Raw genomic sequence first — 17,446 nt, forward strand, 5'->3', positions numbered from 1 at the left:
CCCCGACGCGAATCGGGGCCTTCCAGCTAACTACTTAATTATTAAAACTTATACGTCAATCCTCCCAAAACGCTTCTCATGTTGCGCGGGTGAACCGTCGACCAACCGTCGTAGGTGTCTTTGTTGGCGATGTTGTCTACCTTCAAAGTCAACGTGAAACGATCTTTCGTATAGAAAAGCGACGAATTCAATACAGTGTAAGACGGAAGCGTGAACGTTCCGGCATAGTTGCGGTTCATGATGCGGTTCTTGTCGGCGTAGTTTCCTCCGAAACCGATACCGAAACCGTCTAGCTTGCCACGGAATTTATAGCTTGCCCAGAAGTTCACAAGGTTACGCGGTCCGGCACTTTCAGGTCGGTTGCCGACGAAATCGGCATCGCCTTGCGTCAATCTCGAATCTACGTAGCTGTAACCGAAAACCAAGTTCAAACCTTCGATCGGGTTCGCCTGCACATCGGCCTCGAAACCGCGGTTTTTCTGCGCGCCGTCCTGGTGGTTGATCAAATCGCCCGGAATGTTGTCGTTCGGATCCGGATCGGCTTCAAGCGTAGAATATACGGCATCGGTAACGCGGATGTCGAAATAGCTCAAGCTCGCCGTGATCTTGTCGCCCATCAAATTGACTTTCGTACCGATTTCGAATTGTTTGGCGTGCTCCGGATCGAAAACCACCGGTCTGTTCACGCCGTTGATGCGATCGGAACTTGGAGCCGTATTCGTGAATCCGTCCATGTAATTGGCGAAAACAGAGACTTTGTCAAGGATCGGCTGGTACACCAAACCGAATTTAGGCGAGAACGTCGTTTGCGCCTGCGGGTTGTCCTGATGCGCGTCGATGTAGTTGAAGAAACGGTCGATACGTCCGCTGACCATAGCGGAAAGCGCCGGTGTGATGTTCAATACGTCCGACGCGTAAACGCTGTAAACGTCTTGTTTCGATTTCGAGATGTTGATCGGTGCGCCTTCGAGCAACGCATCCGATCCGGCTTTTGTCAAATCGCCGCTGTCGTCGACGAACTGCGTCGGATCTGTAATACCAAGCATCGCGTTGAACTGATCGAGCGAGTTGCCCACGTAAACGAATCCGTTCTGTACATAACCACTGCTGTTGTCGGTTTGCGTGCGGTTGAAGTAATCCAAACCGGCCACGATGCGGTTGCGCAGTTGACCGATTTTGAAATCTCCGATGAAATTCTGTTGGATATCGGTCGTTTGCCCGGTCGAGTTCTGGTAGTTGAAATAACGGGCGAACGTCACGCCTTCTGTAATCGGAAGGAACTGCGAACCTTCGTACAAATACGAATAATACCCTTGCGATTTTTGCGAGCTTCTGGACAAAACGGTCTGCGAAGTCCATTTGCTGCTAAGCTTGTAGAACATTTGACCTTGCAAATTGTATGAAGGCGTCTCAAGCGTCAATTGGTTGCTCGTGTACGATTTCTTGTTGTCGTAACGGAACTGGTTCATGTCGTGCACGCGCAATGGAGCGTTTCGGTCGAAGAACAACATCGTCGGGTTCGTGCTTTCCCAGTTGAGGATTTCGGCATTGACCAAGAACGAAAGACGGTCGTTGGCCTCGAAAGACAATGAAGGTGCGACGAAGAACGATTTGCGGAAACCAGCATCCTGGAAGCTGTCTTCTTTGTGCAAAGACGAATTCAAACGGAAGTTCATTTTGTGCTCGGAATCAAGCGGAACGTTCACGTCTGCCGTCAATCGGTTCAAACCATAGCTTCCCGAGATGTATGAAATCTCACCTCCGAAATGGTTGTACGGACGCTTTGTATTGATGTTGATCAAACCGCCGTAAGAAATAAGGCTGCTTCCGAAAAGCGTTCCCGACGGGCCTTTGATGACTTCGATGCGCTCGATGTTCTGCGGATCTAATGAGCTGTTTGTAAGTCCCGGAAGACCGTTTACCATCGTAGGCTGAACGGCGAATCCGCGAAGCGAATAGTAACCCGAGCCGTCGCCGCCGCGTCCTGTAGAAACCCAAAGTTGGGAAAGTCCCGGAGCGTTTTTAAGCGCGTCGTCTATATTGGTCACGACCTGTTCTTTGAGCAATTCGCCCGAAATAGTCGTATAAACTTGCGGGTTTTCAAGGTTTTTGAGTGGCATTTTAGAAACCACGACGCTTTCCTTGCGCGCAAATTTGTTGGTTTTTCCGTTTTCGATGGTCACTTCGGCCAATTGTTCGCTTCCTGAAGCCAATTCGAAGTTCTCGACGATTTCAGATCCGGCCTGAAGCGTGATGTTTTTTTCTTTTGAGGAGAATCCGACAAGCGAAACGCGCAATACGTAATTACCCGGTTTCAAATTTTTGATTTCATAATTCCCGTCCGTATCGGTAACCGTGCCGATTTGTGTGTTTTTGATGGTCACGGAAACGTTGTCGGCATTCGTACCCGTAGACAAAGAGATTTTACCTTTTACCGACGCCGTCTGTGCAAGGCCTGTTGCGGCGAAGCACAAAAGTGACAAAGCAAAAAGCAAATGTTTGATGGAGTTAGATTTCATGAAGTTAAATTTTACGGCTGCAAAACTAAAACCCGAAATCCAGTTAAACAAGTTTATTTTTATTTATTCTAAATAAGATAAAATGCACGCAATTTTTTCGGAATCCGATAAATTTTTAACCCATAAATCAAGGGATTCCAAATTGTGTCTTAAAAACACTTGTGATTGTATATGTTTTTTGTGACATCTGATCATTCATCAAGACTCGGATCGGCGTTCGATTGGATTTTTTTTGATTCCGACGAAGGAGGAATCTCTTGGAATTTCAAAAAAAAAACCGCTCCACTTTTTCAAATGGAACGGTTTTGCAACAGAGTGGTATTTGCGTTATGCGGTCGCGATTTCGACCTTTTTGGCCCTGCGGCGTCGCAACCAGTATTTGGTTCTTTTCACAAGGTAGAACATCACCGGCACCATCACGAGCGTCAATACGGTCGCGTAGGTCAAACCGAAGATGATCGTCCAGGCCAATGGTCCCCAGAAAATTACGTTGTCACCTCCTATGAACACGTGTGGGTTCAAATCGGTAATCAACGAGAAGAAATCGAAGTTGAGCCCGATCGCAAGCGGAATCAAACCGAGAACCGCCGTCAAGGCCGTCAACAATACCGGACGAAGCCTTGATTTCCCCGATTCGATGATCACTTCTTTTACGACTTCAAGAGGCAAATCGTCATGTGTTTTCACATCGTACTCGCGCACTTTCTGGTCGAGCAACAATACGAAGAAGTCCATCAGTACGATACCGTTCTTCACGACGACACCCGCGAGCGAGATGATTCCCATCATCGTCATCAGGATCACGAAATCCATTCCTGCGATCACGTATCCGTAGAACACACCCGAGAAACTCAGCAATACCGTGAACATGATGATCAATGTTTTCGATACCGAGTTGAACTGCAAAACGATGATCGTCATGATTCCGAACAATGCCAGCAACAAAGCCGTAAACAGGAACGACTGGTTTTTTGCCTGTTCTTCCTGTTCGCCAGAGAATGAATACGTCACATCTCCCGCAAACTTGTAATCCTTGAGCTGCGTGCCGATTTCCTTCATGATCGCATCGGCGTTATAACCCGTGATCAAGTTCGAGTACACGGTCATGATGCGCTTGTAATCCTTGCGTTTGATCTGGTTGAAGGCGGTCGTTTTTTCCGATGTCGCCACAGCCGAAATCGGCACTTGAATGATTTCGCCGCGGTTGTTCGTGAACGTCACCGGTTGGTTGAACAGTACGCTTTCGTTCTTGCGCTGGTCTTCCTGCAAACGCATCGTGATGTCGTAATCGTCGTCGCCTTCTTTATACGTCGAGATTTCCTGTCCGTAGAGCGCGCGTCGCATCGTATAACCGACGGCGCCTGTCGATGTGCCGAGGCTTCCGGCATTCACGCGGTCGATCTTGACTTCGAGTTCCGGACTTTCTTTGTTGATGTCGACCTGTAGTTTTTCGATACCCGGAATTTTTTTCGAGTTGATGAACGCGATGAGCTTGTCGGCTTCTACGAGCATCTCGTCGTAATCGGTTCCGGTAAGCTGAACCGAAATCGGATAGCCCGAAGCCGGTCCGGCGGCGTCTTTTTCAACCGTGATTTTAGCGCCCGGAACGAGTTTCACCTTATCGCGCACCTCTTCCAGAATATCGGCCGTGTTCACGCCGCGACGGAACTTGAATTCGCGAAAGTTGATCGTCACTTTTCCTTTGTAAGGCGTTTCGGCTTGCGAACCGGCATCCACGTTAGGATTGCTCGCGCCCATACCGACTTGGGAAACGATAGATTCGGCGAGGAAATTCTCTTTCGTCGAAGGATCGACGTATTTCTTCATCACGTCGATCACCTGTCTTTCGATGAATTTCGTGGTCTTATCGGTCTTGTCGATGTCTGTTCCTTGCGGATATTCGAGGTATACGATGGCCTGGTTCGGGATGTTATCCGGGAAGAACAACACCTGACGCGGGAAAATTCCGAGCAGCACGAACGACAGGAACAACAATCCGATGATGCCGAAAAGCGCATAGAACGGACGTTTGCCATGCAATATTTTCGCAAGGAAATTCTGGTAACGCGCTTCCATCCTCGGAAAGAAACTGTGCTGGAAATCCTGCGTCCATTTGAAAATCCTCAATCGGTAAAGCCACATGAACACGATCGCGATCACTGAAAGGTTTCCGATCGCGCGAAGTCCTTTGGAATCGAACACGATGTTGCCCAAAACCAGGAACACGATGGCGATACACGTGAAAAGGATCGTATAGAACTTAAGCGTTTTCTTCGAGATGTTCTTGTCTTCGATGTCCATCGAGCCCGCAGTCATCGACGCGTTGATGATCATCGCCACGAAAAGCGACGCGCCAAGTACGACCGACAGCGTCATCGGGAAGTAGAACATGAATTTTCCCATCGTGCCTGGCCACAAACCAAGCGGGAAGAAGGCCGCAAGCGTCGTCGCCGTAGACGAGATTACCGGCCATGCGATTTCCCCGATACCGATTTTCGACGCGTGGATCCTGTCCATACCTTTTTTCATGTTCGCGAACACGTTGTCGACGACCACGATTCCGTCGTCCACGAGCATACCGAGACCCATGACGAGAGCGAAGAGCACCATCGTGTTGAGCGTGACGCCGAACGCGTTCAAAATTCCGAACGCCATAAGCATCGACAACGGAATCGCCGCACCCACGAAAAGCGAGTTGCGCAATCCCATCGTGAACATCAAAACGATCATGACGAGGATGATACCGAAAATGATGTGGTTCGACAATTCGTCCACCTGATGCTCGACGCGAGACGATTGGTCGTTGGTCATGCTGATTTTCAAATCTTTCGGGAGCACTTTTTCCTGGGCTTCCTTGATGACTTCGCGCGTTTTGTCAATCGCATCGATCATGTTCATGCGCGAGCGTTTCTTCACCGAAAGCATCACGACTTCGTCACCCGATTCACGCGCATACGTCGTTCTTTCTTTCTCTTTGAACTCGATTTTGGCGATGTCCTTGAGCAATACGTTTCCGCCTTGCGATTTTACGATCACGTTCTCGAGTTCGATCGGTTTGTCGATTTCACCGACGATACGGATGTTGTTTCGGAAACCTTGCGTAATCAGATTACCGCCAGAAAGCGTGACGTTTTCGCCTTTTACGGCTCTTTCCACGTCGTCGAAGCTTACTTTGGCCGCGTTCATTTTGAAGACGTCGAGCGCGATTTCCACTTCTCGGTCGTCGACGCCCAAAATGTCGACTTGCTTGATTTCGGGTATGTCCTCGATTTCGTCTTCGAGGTATTCGCCGTATTTCTTGAGCTGTTGGGCCGTGTAATTTCCTTGGAGGTTGATGTTCAAAATCGGCACTTCTTCCGAAATGTTCAAATCGAAAACCGAGGGTTCGACTTTACTTCCGTTGTCCAAATTCGGCCAATCCGAATCGGCTTTCGAAAGATCGACTTTGTCCTTGACGCGCGCCTTGGCTTCCTCGTTCTTGACTTTTTCGTCGAATTCGACTACGATCATGCCGTAATCCTGGAACGAGCTCGAGGTTACTTTGGTCACGCCGCTGATGTTCTTGATTTCGTCCTCAAGCGGCTTGACGACGAGTTTTTCTACGTCTTCCGAAGAGTTTCCGGGGAAAACGCTCGAAACGTAAATCTTGTTCTCGATGATTTCGGGGAAGTCTTCGCGCGGCATCGTGATGTAGGCCATGATGCCCGTCAGGACGATGATGAAGGTGAAGATGTACACCGTCACCCGATTGTCTACAGCCCAACTCGAGATGCTGAATTCTTTATTATCGTGATGTTCGTTGATCATTTGATTGCGTGTTAGGTTTTCTGTATCAGAAATTCAGTTTGGTGCCTTCGGCCACTCCGCTTGCGCCTTCGGTTACGATCACGTCGCCCGATTTGAGGCCCGACAGGATTTCGGTAGAATTACCCGAAGTCTGTCCGGTCTTGACGATGACTTTCTTGGCGATTCCGCTTTTGGCGTTGGCGTTTTCGGCCACATACAGGTATTTCTGGCCTTTGGCGTCTTCGAGCAAAAGATTGGACGGCACCGAAATCGAAGCCTTGTTCGTGTAATCGATAACCTTGAGCTTGGCGACCTGGTTCGGACGCAGCAGATTATCGGTATTCGGAACCGAAACTTCTATGCCGAAACTGCGGTTGGCCGCGTTGATGCTGCTCGCCACCTGACGCACTTTTCCTTTATAGGTTTTGCCCAAAGCCGATAGTTCGACATCGACCAAAGTGCCCACTTTTACTTTGGCCACATAATTTTCGGGAATCGTTGCCGTGACGTACATGTCGCCAAGGCTTACGATGCGCATCAAACCGTTCTGTTGGTCGGCAACCTGGCCTCTTTCGGTGATGATTTCATCGATCGTTCCCGAAAACGGTGCGCGAACCACGGTTTTCGCCAATTGGGCTTTCGCTTGGGAAACCGCTTTCTGCTGGCTTTCCATATTGGTTTTGGCCTGAAGGTATTGGATTTCAGATCCGATTTTTTGGTCCCAAAGGCGTTTTTGTCGATCGAAAGTGGTTTTGCTCAATGCGAGTTGTGTTTCGAGTTGTGCGACTTGTTGACCGAGTCCGCCGTCGTCAATACGCCCAAGGACTTGTCCTTTGGATACTCGTTGTCCGGCCTTGACGTTGAGTTGGGTCAAAACCCCGGCATATTCCGGATAGATGATGATGTTCTGGTCGGTCGTTACATTACCTTGGATTTCTACGTAATGATTGAAGACGGTGTTCTGCACTTTCATCACCGAAACCAACGCTTCTTCGCGTACGGTGTCGATTTTTTCGATGGCCTCGTCGAGTTGGGTCAATTCGGCCTGAACGGCTTCGCGACGCGCCTTCATCTGATCGAGATTGTTCGATTTGATCACGTCGGCGGTGCTGCCTGTCTTTTCGCCTCCGCCTCCGCAAGACGCCGCAAAAAGTGAGAATGCTGATATGATAAGTAGTCGTTTCATGGGAAATTGGTTATGGTTTCGTGATTATTTTTTCTAAAGCCGCGCGTTTGTTGATGACGTCTATCATCGATTGCAGGTATTGCTGCTGGGCGGTGTACAATTGTTGTTGGGCGTCGTTGAAGTCGAAACTCGTAGACAAACCTTCGGTGAATTTGACCTGTTGCTTGTTTTCGATGCGCTCGGCCAGTTTCAGGTTGCTTTTGTAAGTCGCGTATTGCTCGATGCTGAATTCGTATTCGCTTTTTGCCTGTAAGTAGGCGAGTTTGAGTTGTTGTTCGGTATGCGTCAAATCGGTTTTGGCCTGGTCGTAAGCGATTTTGGCTTGTTGGATTTTGGCGTGTCTTCCGAAACTCGTGAAAATCGGCCAGTTCAACGAGGCGCCGACGCTCGAATATGCGAACCACGGCTTGTTGCTTTGGAGAAAATCGAAACGTTCATCCGAAAACGCGTTCGTACCCAAATTCAAATTCGCCGACAAAGACGGAAGCGCTTTGGCCTTTTCAAGTTTGTATTCCAAACGTCTTTGTTCGCTGTAATTCTCTCCGATCTGGTAATCGATATTGTTCTTCACGTCGAATTCCGAAGACGAAAAAGCCAGTTCCAGGTTTTGTTGCGTGAGCGCGTCGAGTTTGTCGGTCAGGATTACTTCCGAACCCAAATCGATACCCAAATTCAGTTTCAAAAGATTGAGTGAAATCTCGCGCAGACGTTGGGAATTGTTGAGGTTGTTGTTCACCGTGGCCAATGTGATCTGCAATTGTTCGACGCTTTCCTCTTCGATAAGCCCTTGTTTGAACGTCTCGTCCGTGTCGTGAAGCGTTTTCTCGAGGATCGATTTGTTTTTTTTGAGGATTTCGATGCTTTCCTCGGTCAAAAGCACGTTGCTGTAAGCATTGACGACCATTTCGCGCACTTCCTGATCGGTTTTGCGCTTGTAGTTCTGATAGTATTTCAGATAGGTTTTCGATGCCTGCAACGCCACGATGTACGAACCGTCGAAAATCAACTGGTTCAATGTCGTGCGCGCCGTCATCGTCTGCTTCGGACTGAATTCCACCGCCCTGAATTCGCCCGGACCGGCGGTACTGTCTACCAATTGCGCCGGAATCGACGTTTTCGGGATCACGATATTATACGTATAATCGACACCCGCGTTGATTTGCGGCAATCCGGTTGCGGTGGTTTCCCACTTCTTGCGTTCGGCTTTCTCGATGTCGCGCTTCGAATTGATAACCGTGTAGTTGTGCTCGAGCGCATGGGCGACGGCTTGCTCGAGGCTCAAGGTGTACCGCTGCTGGGTTTCCTGAGCGAATCCGAGAGCGGACACGGTTAAAAATAATAGCAAAAGAATGTTTCTCATATGGGTTAAGTATTTATTGATAGTTGCTTTTCGAGTTCTTGGATGCCTTTTTCGGTCCCGATGGCACGCGTGTGATAGCAAAGTGCCGCGAGTTCGAGTTTTTTGGCGTCTTTTTCGAGCATCGTCGTTTCGTTGATGTGCATGATCAGCGTCCAGTAAAAGCGCATCGAGTTTTCCAGGTCGAGGTTTTCGCGGTAATACCCTTGCTCGATTCCTCTTTGGATATTGTGGCGCATGTATTGAAAACACTCGTGTTCCTCCTTGTCCATGACGAGTTTGTAGATATCGGGATAGTGTTTTTTCAACTGATAAAGAGGCGAGGCGTCGGCAGATTGGAAAATGCCTTCGAAGATTTTGCGGATCTCGAAATTCTCTTCCACAGGATTGTAATTTTTCTCGACAATCGATGCGATGGTATCGATCACATGCTGATGCACCGTAGAAGTCGATTCTATGACGAGCACTTCCTTATTGATGAAATACTTGTAGATCGTCTTTTTTGAAATGCCCATGTCGTTGGCGATGTCGTCCATCGTGACACTTTTGAAACCGAACTTGAGAAACATTTCGGTGGCTTTGGCAACAATTTTATCTTTCATTATCAGTGCTTCAGATCTGTGCAAATCTAAAGCGGAAACTTTTGACACAAAAAAAGTTTCCTAAGTATTTACATTTTTTTAACACAACCGAATATTGGGTTTTTTGCCAAACGCGGCCAAACCGCTACCTTAGCGCGAAATTCGCATATGCATACCATCGACCAATACCGCGATCTTTTCTCGGATTACCTCTCGAAACAAACGTTGCTCAAAGAACCGCTAGGGCTTTACGAGCCGGTCGATTACATTATCGGCATAGGCGGAAAGCGCATGCGCCCGGTATTGACGTTGATGGGAGCCGAAATCTTCGACGCTTCGTATAAAGAGGCGTTGCCCGCGGCTTTGGCGGTGGAAATGTTCCATAATTTCTCGCTTGTGCACGACGACATCATGGACGATGCTCCTTTGAGACGCGGCAATGAAACCGTACACGAAAAGTGGAATCTGAACACGGGGATTCTTTCGGGAGATGCGATGCTAATTTTGGCATATCGGTATTTCGAGCAATACGAACCCGAGACTTTCCGCGACCTGGCCAAACTCTTCAGCAAGACCGCGCTCGAAGTGTGCGAAGGCCAGCAATGGGATGTCGATTTCGAGACGCGCGACGACGTGACCATTCCCGAATATCTCAAGATGATTGAGTACAAGACGGCGGTTTTGGTAGGCGCTGCGTTGAAAATGGGTGCGATCGTTGCCAAAGCTTCCGAAAATGACCAAAACCTGATTTACGATTTCGGCCGCAACTTGGGCATCGCGTTCCAACTGCAGGACGATTACCTCGACGCTTTCGGCGATCCGGCAACATTCGGTAAACAGGTCGGAGGCGACATCATCGAGAACAAGAAGACCTATCTGTATTTGAAAGCATTGGCATTTGCCGACGAAAAAGAGCAATTGCAGCACTTGTATTCCATAAGTCCGAACGACAATACCGATAAGATCGATTCCGTCAAGCGGATTTTCGATGACAGCGGCGCTTCCGAAGCCACTCGCGAAGCCATACGCGAATACACGTTCAAGGCGTTCGGTACGCTCGCGAAACTCACTATTTCCGAAGACAAGAAATTCATTTTGCGCAACTTCGGCGAAAACCTAATGAACCGCAACGTATGAGTTTCGTCGCGCCTGTTTCTACCGATGCTTTGCTGTCTGAAGCCGAAAAAGAAGACTTGTACATCAAGCTCATCGAGCAACTCAACAAGGATTTCAATTTGGCCAACGATGCGGTCGACTTCCCGAAAAGCACTACTCCCGAAGAACTCAAAGTACAGCTTCACGAGAAAATTTACCGTCTCATACAATATAAGTTCGCCGAATATTTGAACCTGCTTTACATTATCGACGTTCCCGAAAACGAGGTCAAAAAACTCGACGGATCCGACATCGTGGAACTTTCGCAACAAGTCGCTTTCCTGGTTTTGAAACGCGAATGGCAGAAAGTCTGGTTCCGCAACAAATTCTGATTTTTTTCGATTATTTCGACGCGAGGATCGTTTCGGTGCAATCCGATTCGTCGGTTTGGGATTCGCAAATCCATTGATGGTCGAACTGGCGCGGCGTTCCTTCTACGCACGAACAGACGATGAATTCCGGTTTCTTCTCGATATAAAAGTAATTCCGGTCGCGATTGAGTATCGTCGCGGCTTTGGTCGTATTGTCGAGCGATTCGGCGAACAGGTAATAATAGGTTTCATCGGTCGCACCGTCGTAGTTCTTTCGGATCTTGAATGTGGACAATCGCGTTTGGAAACCGTTCTTTTCGAGCATGGCGTTCCATTTTTCGGCGAGTTCGGTTTTGTTGAGAAGCTCAAAATTGCCGGCGTAAACGATTCCCGTTTTTTCAGATTTGGGTGAGCTGCAGCCGAACAGCAGCAATGCTAAAGGCAGATAACAAAATTTCATGGCGTATAGATTGAACCGTGAAATTACTTTGGAAATCGAAAATGGAAGTACAGATTTTCTGTAGCAAATGTTAAATTCGCACCATGATTTTTCTTGCCAATGTTTCGGCCGCCCAAACAGACCAAGTGATAGGATTCGTACTATTCACGATTTTTTTCGGGTTCATCGCTTACAGATCCGCAAAAAAGTTGTTTCAAAAAAAGAAAAACCCAAAAGAATACGAAAGATCGGTCTATAGATTCCGAGGTGTCCAGCGTAGCTATTTTATCCTGGTATATTTTGTAATGATGGTTGTTGCTTCTATTGTGTTGATCATCAAATATGTAAAGCAGTTATAATCACTTCGCGTATTTCCAATACCGGCTTTTCCCTTCCGAAATCCATTCGATCGCTTCGTTCATGCGCTTTTCACGGGTCGCTTCGGTCTTGGCGTCGGCAATCCAACCGATGTATTCTTTTCGGAAAGAATCCGATTTGCTGTCGAAAACCTCTTTCGCTTTGGGGTTCGATTCCAGTCTTTTGATCAGATAATCGGGCGTTTCCAGAACTTTGGGTTTGTCCGATTTCGGCTTGACGACTTTTTCGCCTTTGTCGTTGAGTTGCATCGCTTCGTTGATGAAAGAAATGAATTCTTTGTCCGACGGCAAGTCCGACAGTTTTGAAATCCGGCCTAAAAACCGCGCTTCGGGCTTTTGGCTTTTGCTGTCTTTCAAACGCTCGTCTTTCATGAGTTCCGACTTGACGAACGTGAACGTGCAATAATCCTTGCGGGCCGCGATCACGCCCATGAAATCGTTTTTATAATCGAAATGCGGATAACCCCACTTGATGGTTTCGACGACATCCGGGCAAGCTTCATGCACGAGTTTGCGCCAATGTTCGAGGATCGGTTTTGCGAAATCGGCCGACTTGGAGATGTATTCGTCTACTTGGGAATTGTAATTTGTCATATTGTTGTTTTTGCGATAGAGAAAATTTGGTTTAGGTACTTACATTTGCCGCTCAAAGCTTATGATTATGATGCAAAACACGGCCGTTGAACAGATTTTGATTTTAGTGACGACCGCCGTATTGATTGCGGTATCGGTTTATCAATGGAATACATCGCGGCCAAAATTTCAGGACGCCGACAGTTTTGGCGATCTCCATAGTAATTTTAGGTATAGACTTCGGCGTTTTATGTTGTATTTCATGACGTTTGTAGGTATAATAGCAAGTTCGGCCCTGATTCTGGATTGGATTCTGAAGCTTCAAAAATAAATACGCACGAACGGCATCCACGAATCGGCGTACACGGTCTTGTCGGGATCGTAAAGCAGGTTGTATCGAAGTCCGACCGTTACGTTTTGTGTGCGATAACCCGCACCGACGAACAATCCGGTGTTCCAGAAATCGTCGTGCACCGTGCCGAATTCGGTGGTTTCCAAGCGGGAATTCACACGCAGTTGTTCCAATTCGACCGATAATTGCAATTGTTCGATCGGCATGAAAAGTCCGATGACGCTTCCGCCGTAAATCCAGGAACGATATTCGTCTATGGTAAGGCTGTAATCCTTGTAACGCACATAATTTCCGTTAAGCCCGACGCCGGCCGCAATGTATTTGTTGAAGTTGTAAATGGCGCTCGGAGCGATCGCGATATCGGTGTATCCGCTTCCGAAACCAAGCCCTAAACCGCTACCGACCTGTACATGCGACCAAAATTCGGAACGATACGGATCGGGTCCGTCCCAAGAGCCGTCCTGTGCGTGTGAAGCCGAAGAAAACACCGCCCAAACCGTAAGAATCGACAGTAATCTAAAACGAACGGCAGCAGGTATTTTCATGACTTTTTGGGGTATTTCATTACATCCATAAAAGTATCTAAAAAAGGTGTAGACTTTTTGGCAATTGTCGTACTTTTGCGGAACTATTTTCAAAACGTAGTCACATTTTCCAATAATTATGGATAGGTTTTCATTCCTGAACGCAGCACACACCGAATTCTTCGCCGACCTTTACGACCAATACCTCGAAAATCCCGATAGCATCGAACCAAGCTGGAGAAGTTTCTTCCAAGGCTACGATTTCGGCTCGAGTTCTTACGGTGGTATCTCGCCGGTTTCCGAAATGGCGTCCGCAGCGGTTTCCAATCAGGATTTCTCTCACATTTCAGACAAATTACAAAAGGAATTCAACGTCCTTAAACTCATAGACGGATACCGCACTCGCGGTCACTTGTTTACCAAGACGAACCCGGTTCGCGAGCGTCGCGTTTTTACGCCTTCGCTTGATTTGGTGAATTTCGGGCTGTCCGATGCCGACTTGCAAACCACGTTCGACGCGGCAAAGGTCATGTACCTTGAGCCGACGACGCTCGAGAACATCCTCAAGCACCTGAACCGCATTTATTGCCAGTCGATAGGTGTCGAGTACATGTACATCCGCGATACCGAAGTGCGCACTTGGATCCAGGAACGCATCGGTGTGAATGACAACCGACCGAAATTCTCGGCCGACCAGAAAAAACACATCCTTTCAAAACTCAACGAGGCCGTTTCTTTCGAGAACTTCCTTCACACCAAATACGTCGGGCAAAAACGTTTCTCTCTCGAAGGAGGCGAATCGCTTATTCCCGGAGTCGACGCGCTTATCGAGGCTGCGGCCGAACAAGGTGTCGAGCAATTCGTCATGGGAATGGCGCACCGCGGACGTTTGAACGTTTTGGCGAACATTTTCGGAAAGAATACGCAGGACATTTTCTCGGAATTCGACGGAAAAGATTACGACGACGACGCATTGTTCGACGGTGACGTGAAATACCACCTCGGATTGACTGCCGACCGTCGCACCCAAACCGGAAAATCGATCAACATCAACCTCGCGCCGAACCCGTCTCACCTCGAGACTGTAGGAGCGGTGATCGAAGGCATCACGCGCGCCAAGCAGGATCGTTATTTTCCGAACGACGCTTCTAAAGTGTTGCCGATCGCGGTTCACGGAGACGCGGCCGTCGCCGGACAAGGTATCGTTTACGAAATCGTCCAGATGGCGAAACTCGACGGCTACAAAACCGCGGGCACGATCCACATCGTAATCAACAACCAGGTCGGATTTACGACGAATTACCTGGACGCGCGTTCGTCTACGTATTGTACCGATATCGCGAAAGTCACGCTTTCTCCGGTGTTGCACGTCAATGCCGACGATACCGAAGCGGTCGTCCACGCGATGTTGTTTGCACTCGATTACAGAATGAAATTCGGAGGCGATGTCTTCATCGACCTTCTTGGATATAGAAAATACGGCCACAACGAAGGTGACGAGCCTCGTTTCACCCAGCCGAAATTGTACAAGATCCTCGCAAAACACAGAAATCCTCGCGATATCTATGCCGAGCAATTGTTGGACGACGGTATCATCGACGACAACTTTGTGAAAGGTCTCGAAGACAAGTACAAAGCGGTTCTCGAAGAAAACCTCGAGGCTTCGCGCAAGAAAGATTTGACGATCATCACGCCTTTCATGCAAAACGAATGGCAAGGTTTCCATCAGGCCGACCAAGCCGAAATGCTCGAACATGTCGACACGACTTTCGACAAGAAAGCGTTGACCGAAATCGCGAAACAGATCACGGAACTTCCGCAAGACAAGAAATTCATCAGCAAAATCACCAAACTGATCGCCGACCGCAAAACCATGTGGGACAGCGACAAGCTCGATTGGGCGATGGGCGAATTGCTGGCGTACGGAACGCTTTTGAGCGAAGGTTACGACGTCCGTATTTCCGGACAGGACGTAGAGCGCGGAACGTTCTCCCACCGTCACGCGGTCGTGAAAGTCGAGGATTCCGAAGAGGAAGTGATCCTGCTTCAGGATTTGAAAGAAGGAAAAGGCAAATTCCACATCTATAATTCACTTTTGAGCGAGTACGGCGTCGTTGGTTTCGATTACGGATACGCGCTTGCAAGCCCGAAAACACTCACGATCTGGGAAGCGCAATTCGGGGATTTCTCGAACGGGGCGCAAATCATGATCGACCAATACATTTCGGCCGCCGAAGACAAATGGAACAACCAGAACGGATTGGTCATGCTATTGCCGCACGGTTACGAAGGCCAAGGTGCCGAACACTCGTCTGCGCGTATGGAGCGCTACTTGCAAATGTGCGCCAACGAGAACATGTTCGTAGCCGATGTCACGACGCCGGCGAACTTCTACCATTTGTTGCGCCGTCAGATGAAAACCACGTTCCGCAAGCCTTTGATCGTGTTTACGCCTAAGAGTTTGTTGCGTCATCCGCTTGTGGTTTCGACTCAGGACGAACTTGCGACAGGACATTTCCACGAAACGTTCGACGATACGACGGTGAACAAGAAAGACGTGAAAACGCTGGTATTCTGTACGGGGAAATTCTATTACGATTTGCTTGCCGAAAGAGAAAATCTGGGCCGCAAAGACGTGGCTTTGGTCAGAATCGAGCAATTGTTCCCGCTTCCGATCGAGCAACTCAAGGAAATCATCGCTTCATATCCGAACGCCGACGATTTCGTTTGGGCGCAGGAAGAACCGAGAAACATGGGTGCATACAGCCACATGCTTATGAATTTCGATTTGGTCAAGTTGCGCGTGGCTTCGTTGAAAGCTTACAGTGCGCCGGCCGCCGGAAGTTACGCACGTTCCAAAAAACGTCACGCCGCCGCAATCGCGATGGTATTCGACAAAGATTTGTTTAATTGATACTTGTAAACCTCAAAGGTTTTCAAAACCTTTGAGGTTTCTAATAGAACCATAAGTCACACAACATAAAATTCTATATCGATGATTTTAGAAATGAAAGTTCCTTCGCCGGGCGAATCGATTACCGAAGTGGAAATCGCAACCTGGTTAGTGAAAGACGGCGATTACGTCGAGAAAGACCAAGCCATTGCCGAAGTCGATTCAGACAAAGCAACCCTTGAGCTTCCAGCCGAAGCCGCGGGAATCATCACGCTTAAAGCCGAAGAAGGCGATGCGGTAAAAGTCGGGCAAGTCGTATGCTTGATCGATACGGACGCTGCGAAACCAAGCGGAGCCGCTGCTCCGGCCGAGAAAAAAGAAGAGCCGAAAGCAGAAGCTCCAAAAGTTGAAGAGCCTAAAAAAGAAGAACCTAAAGCCGCTCCGGCCGCAACTTCTTACGCAACAGGTTCGGCTTCTCCGGCTGCGAAGAAAATCCTCGATGAGAAAAATATCGATCCTGCTGCCGTTTCAGGTACAGGAAAAGACGGTCGCATTACAAAAGACGACGCGGTAAACGCTACGCCGTCCATGGGAACTCCAACAGGTGGAAACCGCGGATCACAACGTACGAAACTTTCGATGTTGCGTCGCAAAGTTGCCGAGAGATTGGTAGCTGCCAAAAACGAAACCGCCATGTTGACGACTTTCAACGAAGTCAACATGACGCCGATCAACAAAGTGCGCAACGAGTTCAAAGACGCGTTCAAAGCCAAGCACGGCGGCGTGACTTTGGGTTATATGTCGTTCTTCACGAAAGCCGTGACGCGTGCGCTTCAATTGTTCCCGGATGTGAATTCGATGATTGACGGCGACCAGAAAATCTCGTACGATTTCTGCGACATCTCGGTAGCGGTTTCAGGTCCGAAAGGTTTGATGGTTCCGGTTGTGCGCAATGCAGAGAACTTGACTTTCCGTGGAATAGAGGCCGAAATCAAACGTTTGGCCATCCGCGCACGCGACGGACAAATCACCGTTGACGACATGACCGGCGGAACGTTCACGATTTCTAACGGTGGTGTTTTCGGGTCAATGCTTTCTACGCCGATCATCAACCCGCCACAATCTGGAATCCTTGGGATGCACAACATCATCGAGCGTCCGATTGCCGTGAACGGACAGGTTGAAATCCACCCGATGATGTACGTGGCTTTGTCTTACGACCACAGGATCATCGACGGCCGCGAATCAGTTGGATTCCTGGTTGCGGTTAAAGAAGGATTGGAAAATCCGGTAGAGCTTTTGATGGGCGGAGACGCGAAGAAAGCGCTAGAATTGTAGATTTCTATTTAGTTCATATTTGAAAATCCCGCTGTCTTCTGGAGCGGGATTTTTG

Annotated in this window: 12 protein-coding genes; 4 read left to right on the forward strand and 8 right to left on the reverse strand. The window is 48.5% G+C overall.

Annotated features, from left to right (window positions below):
- Positions 1-41: 41 nt before the first annotated feature.
- The 5 genes from HZF10_RS05820 to HZF10_RS05840 all read right to left on the reverse strand — a co-directional run bounded on the left by HZF10_RS05820 (position 42) and on the right by HZF10_RS05840 (position 9,450).
- Positions 42-2,519, reverse strand: coding sequence for a TonB-dependent receptor (locus HZF10_RS05820; protein ID WP_176005240.1), 2,478 nt, complete (start codon positions 2,517-2,519; stop codon positions 42-44).
- Between the two features lie 327 nt (positions 2,520-2,846).
- On the reverse strand, positions 2,847-6,326 hold the full coding sequence (locus HZF10_RS05825) for an efflux RND transporter permease subunit (RefSeq protein WP_176005241.1): 3,480 nt from the start codon (positions 6,324-6,326) through the stop codon (positions 2,847-2,849).
- Positions 6,327-6,351: 25 nt separating this feature from the next.
- Positions 6,352-7,491, reverse strand: coding sequence for an efflux RND transporter periplasmic adaptor subunit (locus HZF10_RS05830; RefSeq protein WP_176005242.1), 1,140 nt, complete (start codon positions 7,489-7,491; stop codon positions 6,352-6,354).
- Between the two features lie 10 nt (positions 7,492-7,501).
- Entirely contained in the window at positions 7,502-8,851 is a 1,350-nt protein-coding gene (locus HZF10_RS05835) for a TolC family protein (RefSeq protein WP_176005243.1), read from the reverse strand.
- Between the two features lie 5 nt (positions 8,852-8,856).
- Positions 8,857-9,450 carry a TetR/AcrR family transcriptional regulator gene (locus tag HZF10_RS05840; RefSeq protein WP_176005244.1) on the reverse strand — a complete coding sequence of 198 codons (594 nt, stop codon included), beginning with the start codon at positions 9,448-9,450 and terminating at the stop codon, positions 8,857-8,859.
- 147 nt (positions 9,451-9,597) lie between these two features.
- Between HZF10_RS05840 and HZF10_RS05845 the strand changes: the two genes are divergently transcribed.
- Together HZF10_RS05845 and HZF10_RS05850 are read left to right on the forward strand one after the other, a co-directional pair.
- Positions 9,598-10,566 (forward strand): polyprenyl synthetase family protein, encoded by a 969-nt coding sequence (locus HZF10_RS05845; protein WP_176005245.1) that lies wholly within the window; start codon positions 9,598-9,600, stop codon positions 10,564-10,566.
- Entirely contained in the window at positions 10,563-10,916 is a 354-nt protein-coding gene (locus HZF10_RS05850) for a hypothetical protein (protein ID WP_176005246.1), read from the forward strand. Before HZF10_RS05845 ends, HZF10_RS05850 begins: the two co-directional genes overlap by 4 nt.
- A gap of 10 nt (positions 10,917-10,926) precedes the next feature.
- Here the strand turns inward: HZF10_RS05850 and HZF10_RS05855 are convergent, their stop codons facing one another.
- From HZF10_RS05855 to HZF10_RS05865, 3 genes are all read right to left on the reverse strand, one after another.
- Positions 10,927-11,355 (reverse strand): hypothetical protein, encoded by a 429-nt coding sequence (locus HZF10_RS05855; RefSeq protein ID WP_176005247.1) that lies wholly within the window; start codon positions 11,353-11,355, stop codon positions 10,927-10,929.
- A 338-nt stretch (positions 11,356-11,693) separates the two neighbouring features.
- Positions 11,694-12,305: a YdeI/OmpD-associated family protein gene (locus tag HZF10_RS05860; RefSeq protein ID WP_176005248.1), complete on the reverse strand. Its 612-nt coding sequence runs from the start codon at positions 12,303-12,305 to the stop codon at positions 11,694-11,696.
- Positions 12,306-12,605: 300 nt separating this feature from the next.
- Positions 12,606-13,181: a hypothetical protein gene (locus HZF10_RS05865; RefSeq protein ID WP_176005249.1), complete on the reverse strand. Its 576-nt coding sequence runs from the start codon at positions 13,179-13,181 to the stop codon at positions 12,606-12,608.
- A 118-nt stretch (positions 13,182-13,299) separates the two neighbouring features.
- Here HZF10_RS05865 and HZF10_RS05870 point away from each other — a divergent pair, with 118 nt between their 5' ends.
- Both HZF10_RS05870 and odhB read left to right on the forward strand, forming a co-directional pair.
- Positions 13,300-16,074, forward strand: coding sequence for a 2-oxoglutarate dehydrogenase E1 component (locus tag HZF10_RS05870; RefSeq protein WP_176005250.1), 2,775 nt, complete (start codon positions 13,300-13,302; stop codon positions 16,072-16,074).
- 81 nt (positions 16,075-16,155) lie between these two features.
- A complete protein-coding gene (gene odhB / locus HZF10_RS05875; protein ID WP_176005251.1) occupies positions 16,156-17,391 on the forward strand; it encodes a 2-oxoglutarate dehydrogenase complex dihydrolipoyllysine-residue succinyltransferase in 1,236 nt (411 codons plus the stop codon).
- Positions 17,392-17,446 lie beyond the last annotated feature (55 nt).

The sequence above is a fragment of the Flavobacterium agri genome (assembly GCF_013401995.1).
GTDB classification, from domain to species: Bacteria; Bacteroidota; Bacteroidia; order Flavobacteriales; family Flavobacteriaceae; genus Flavobacterium; species Flavobacterium agri.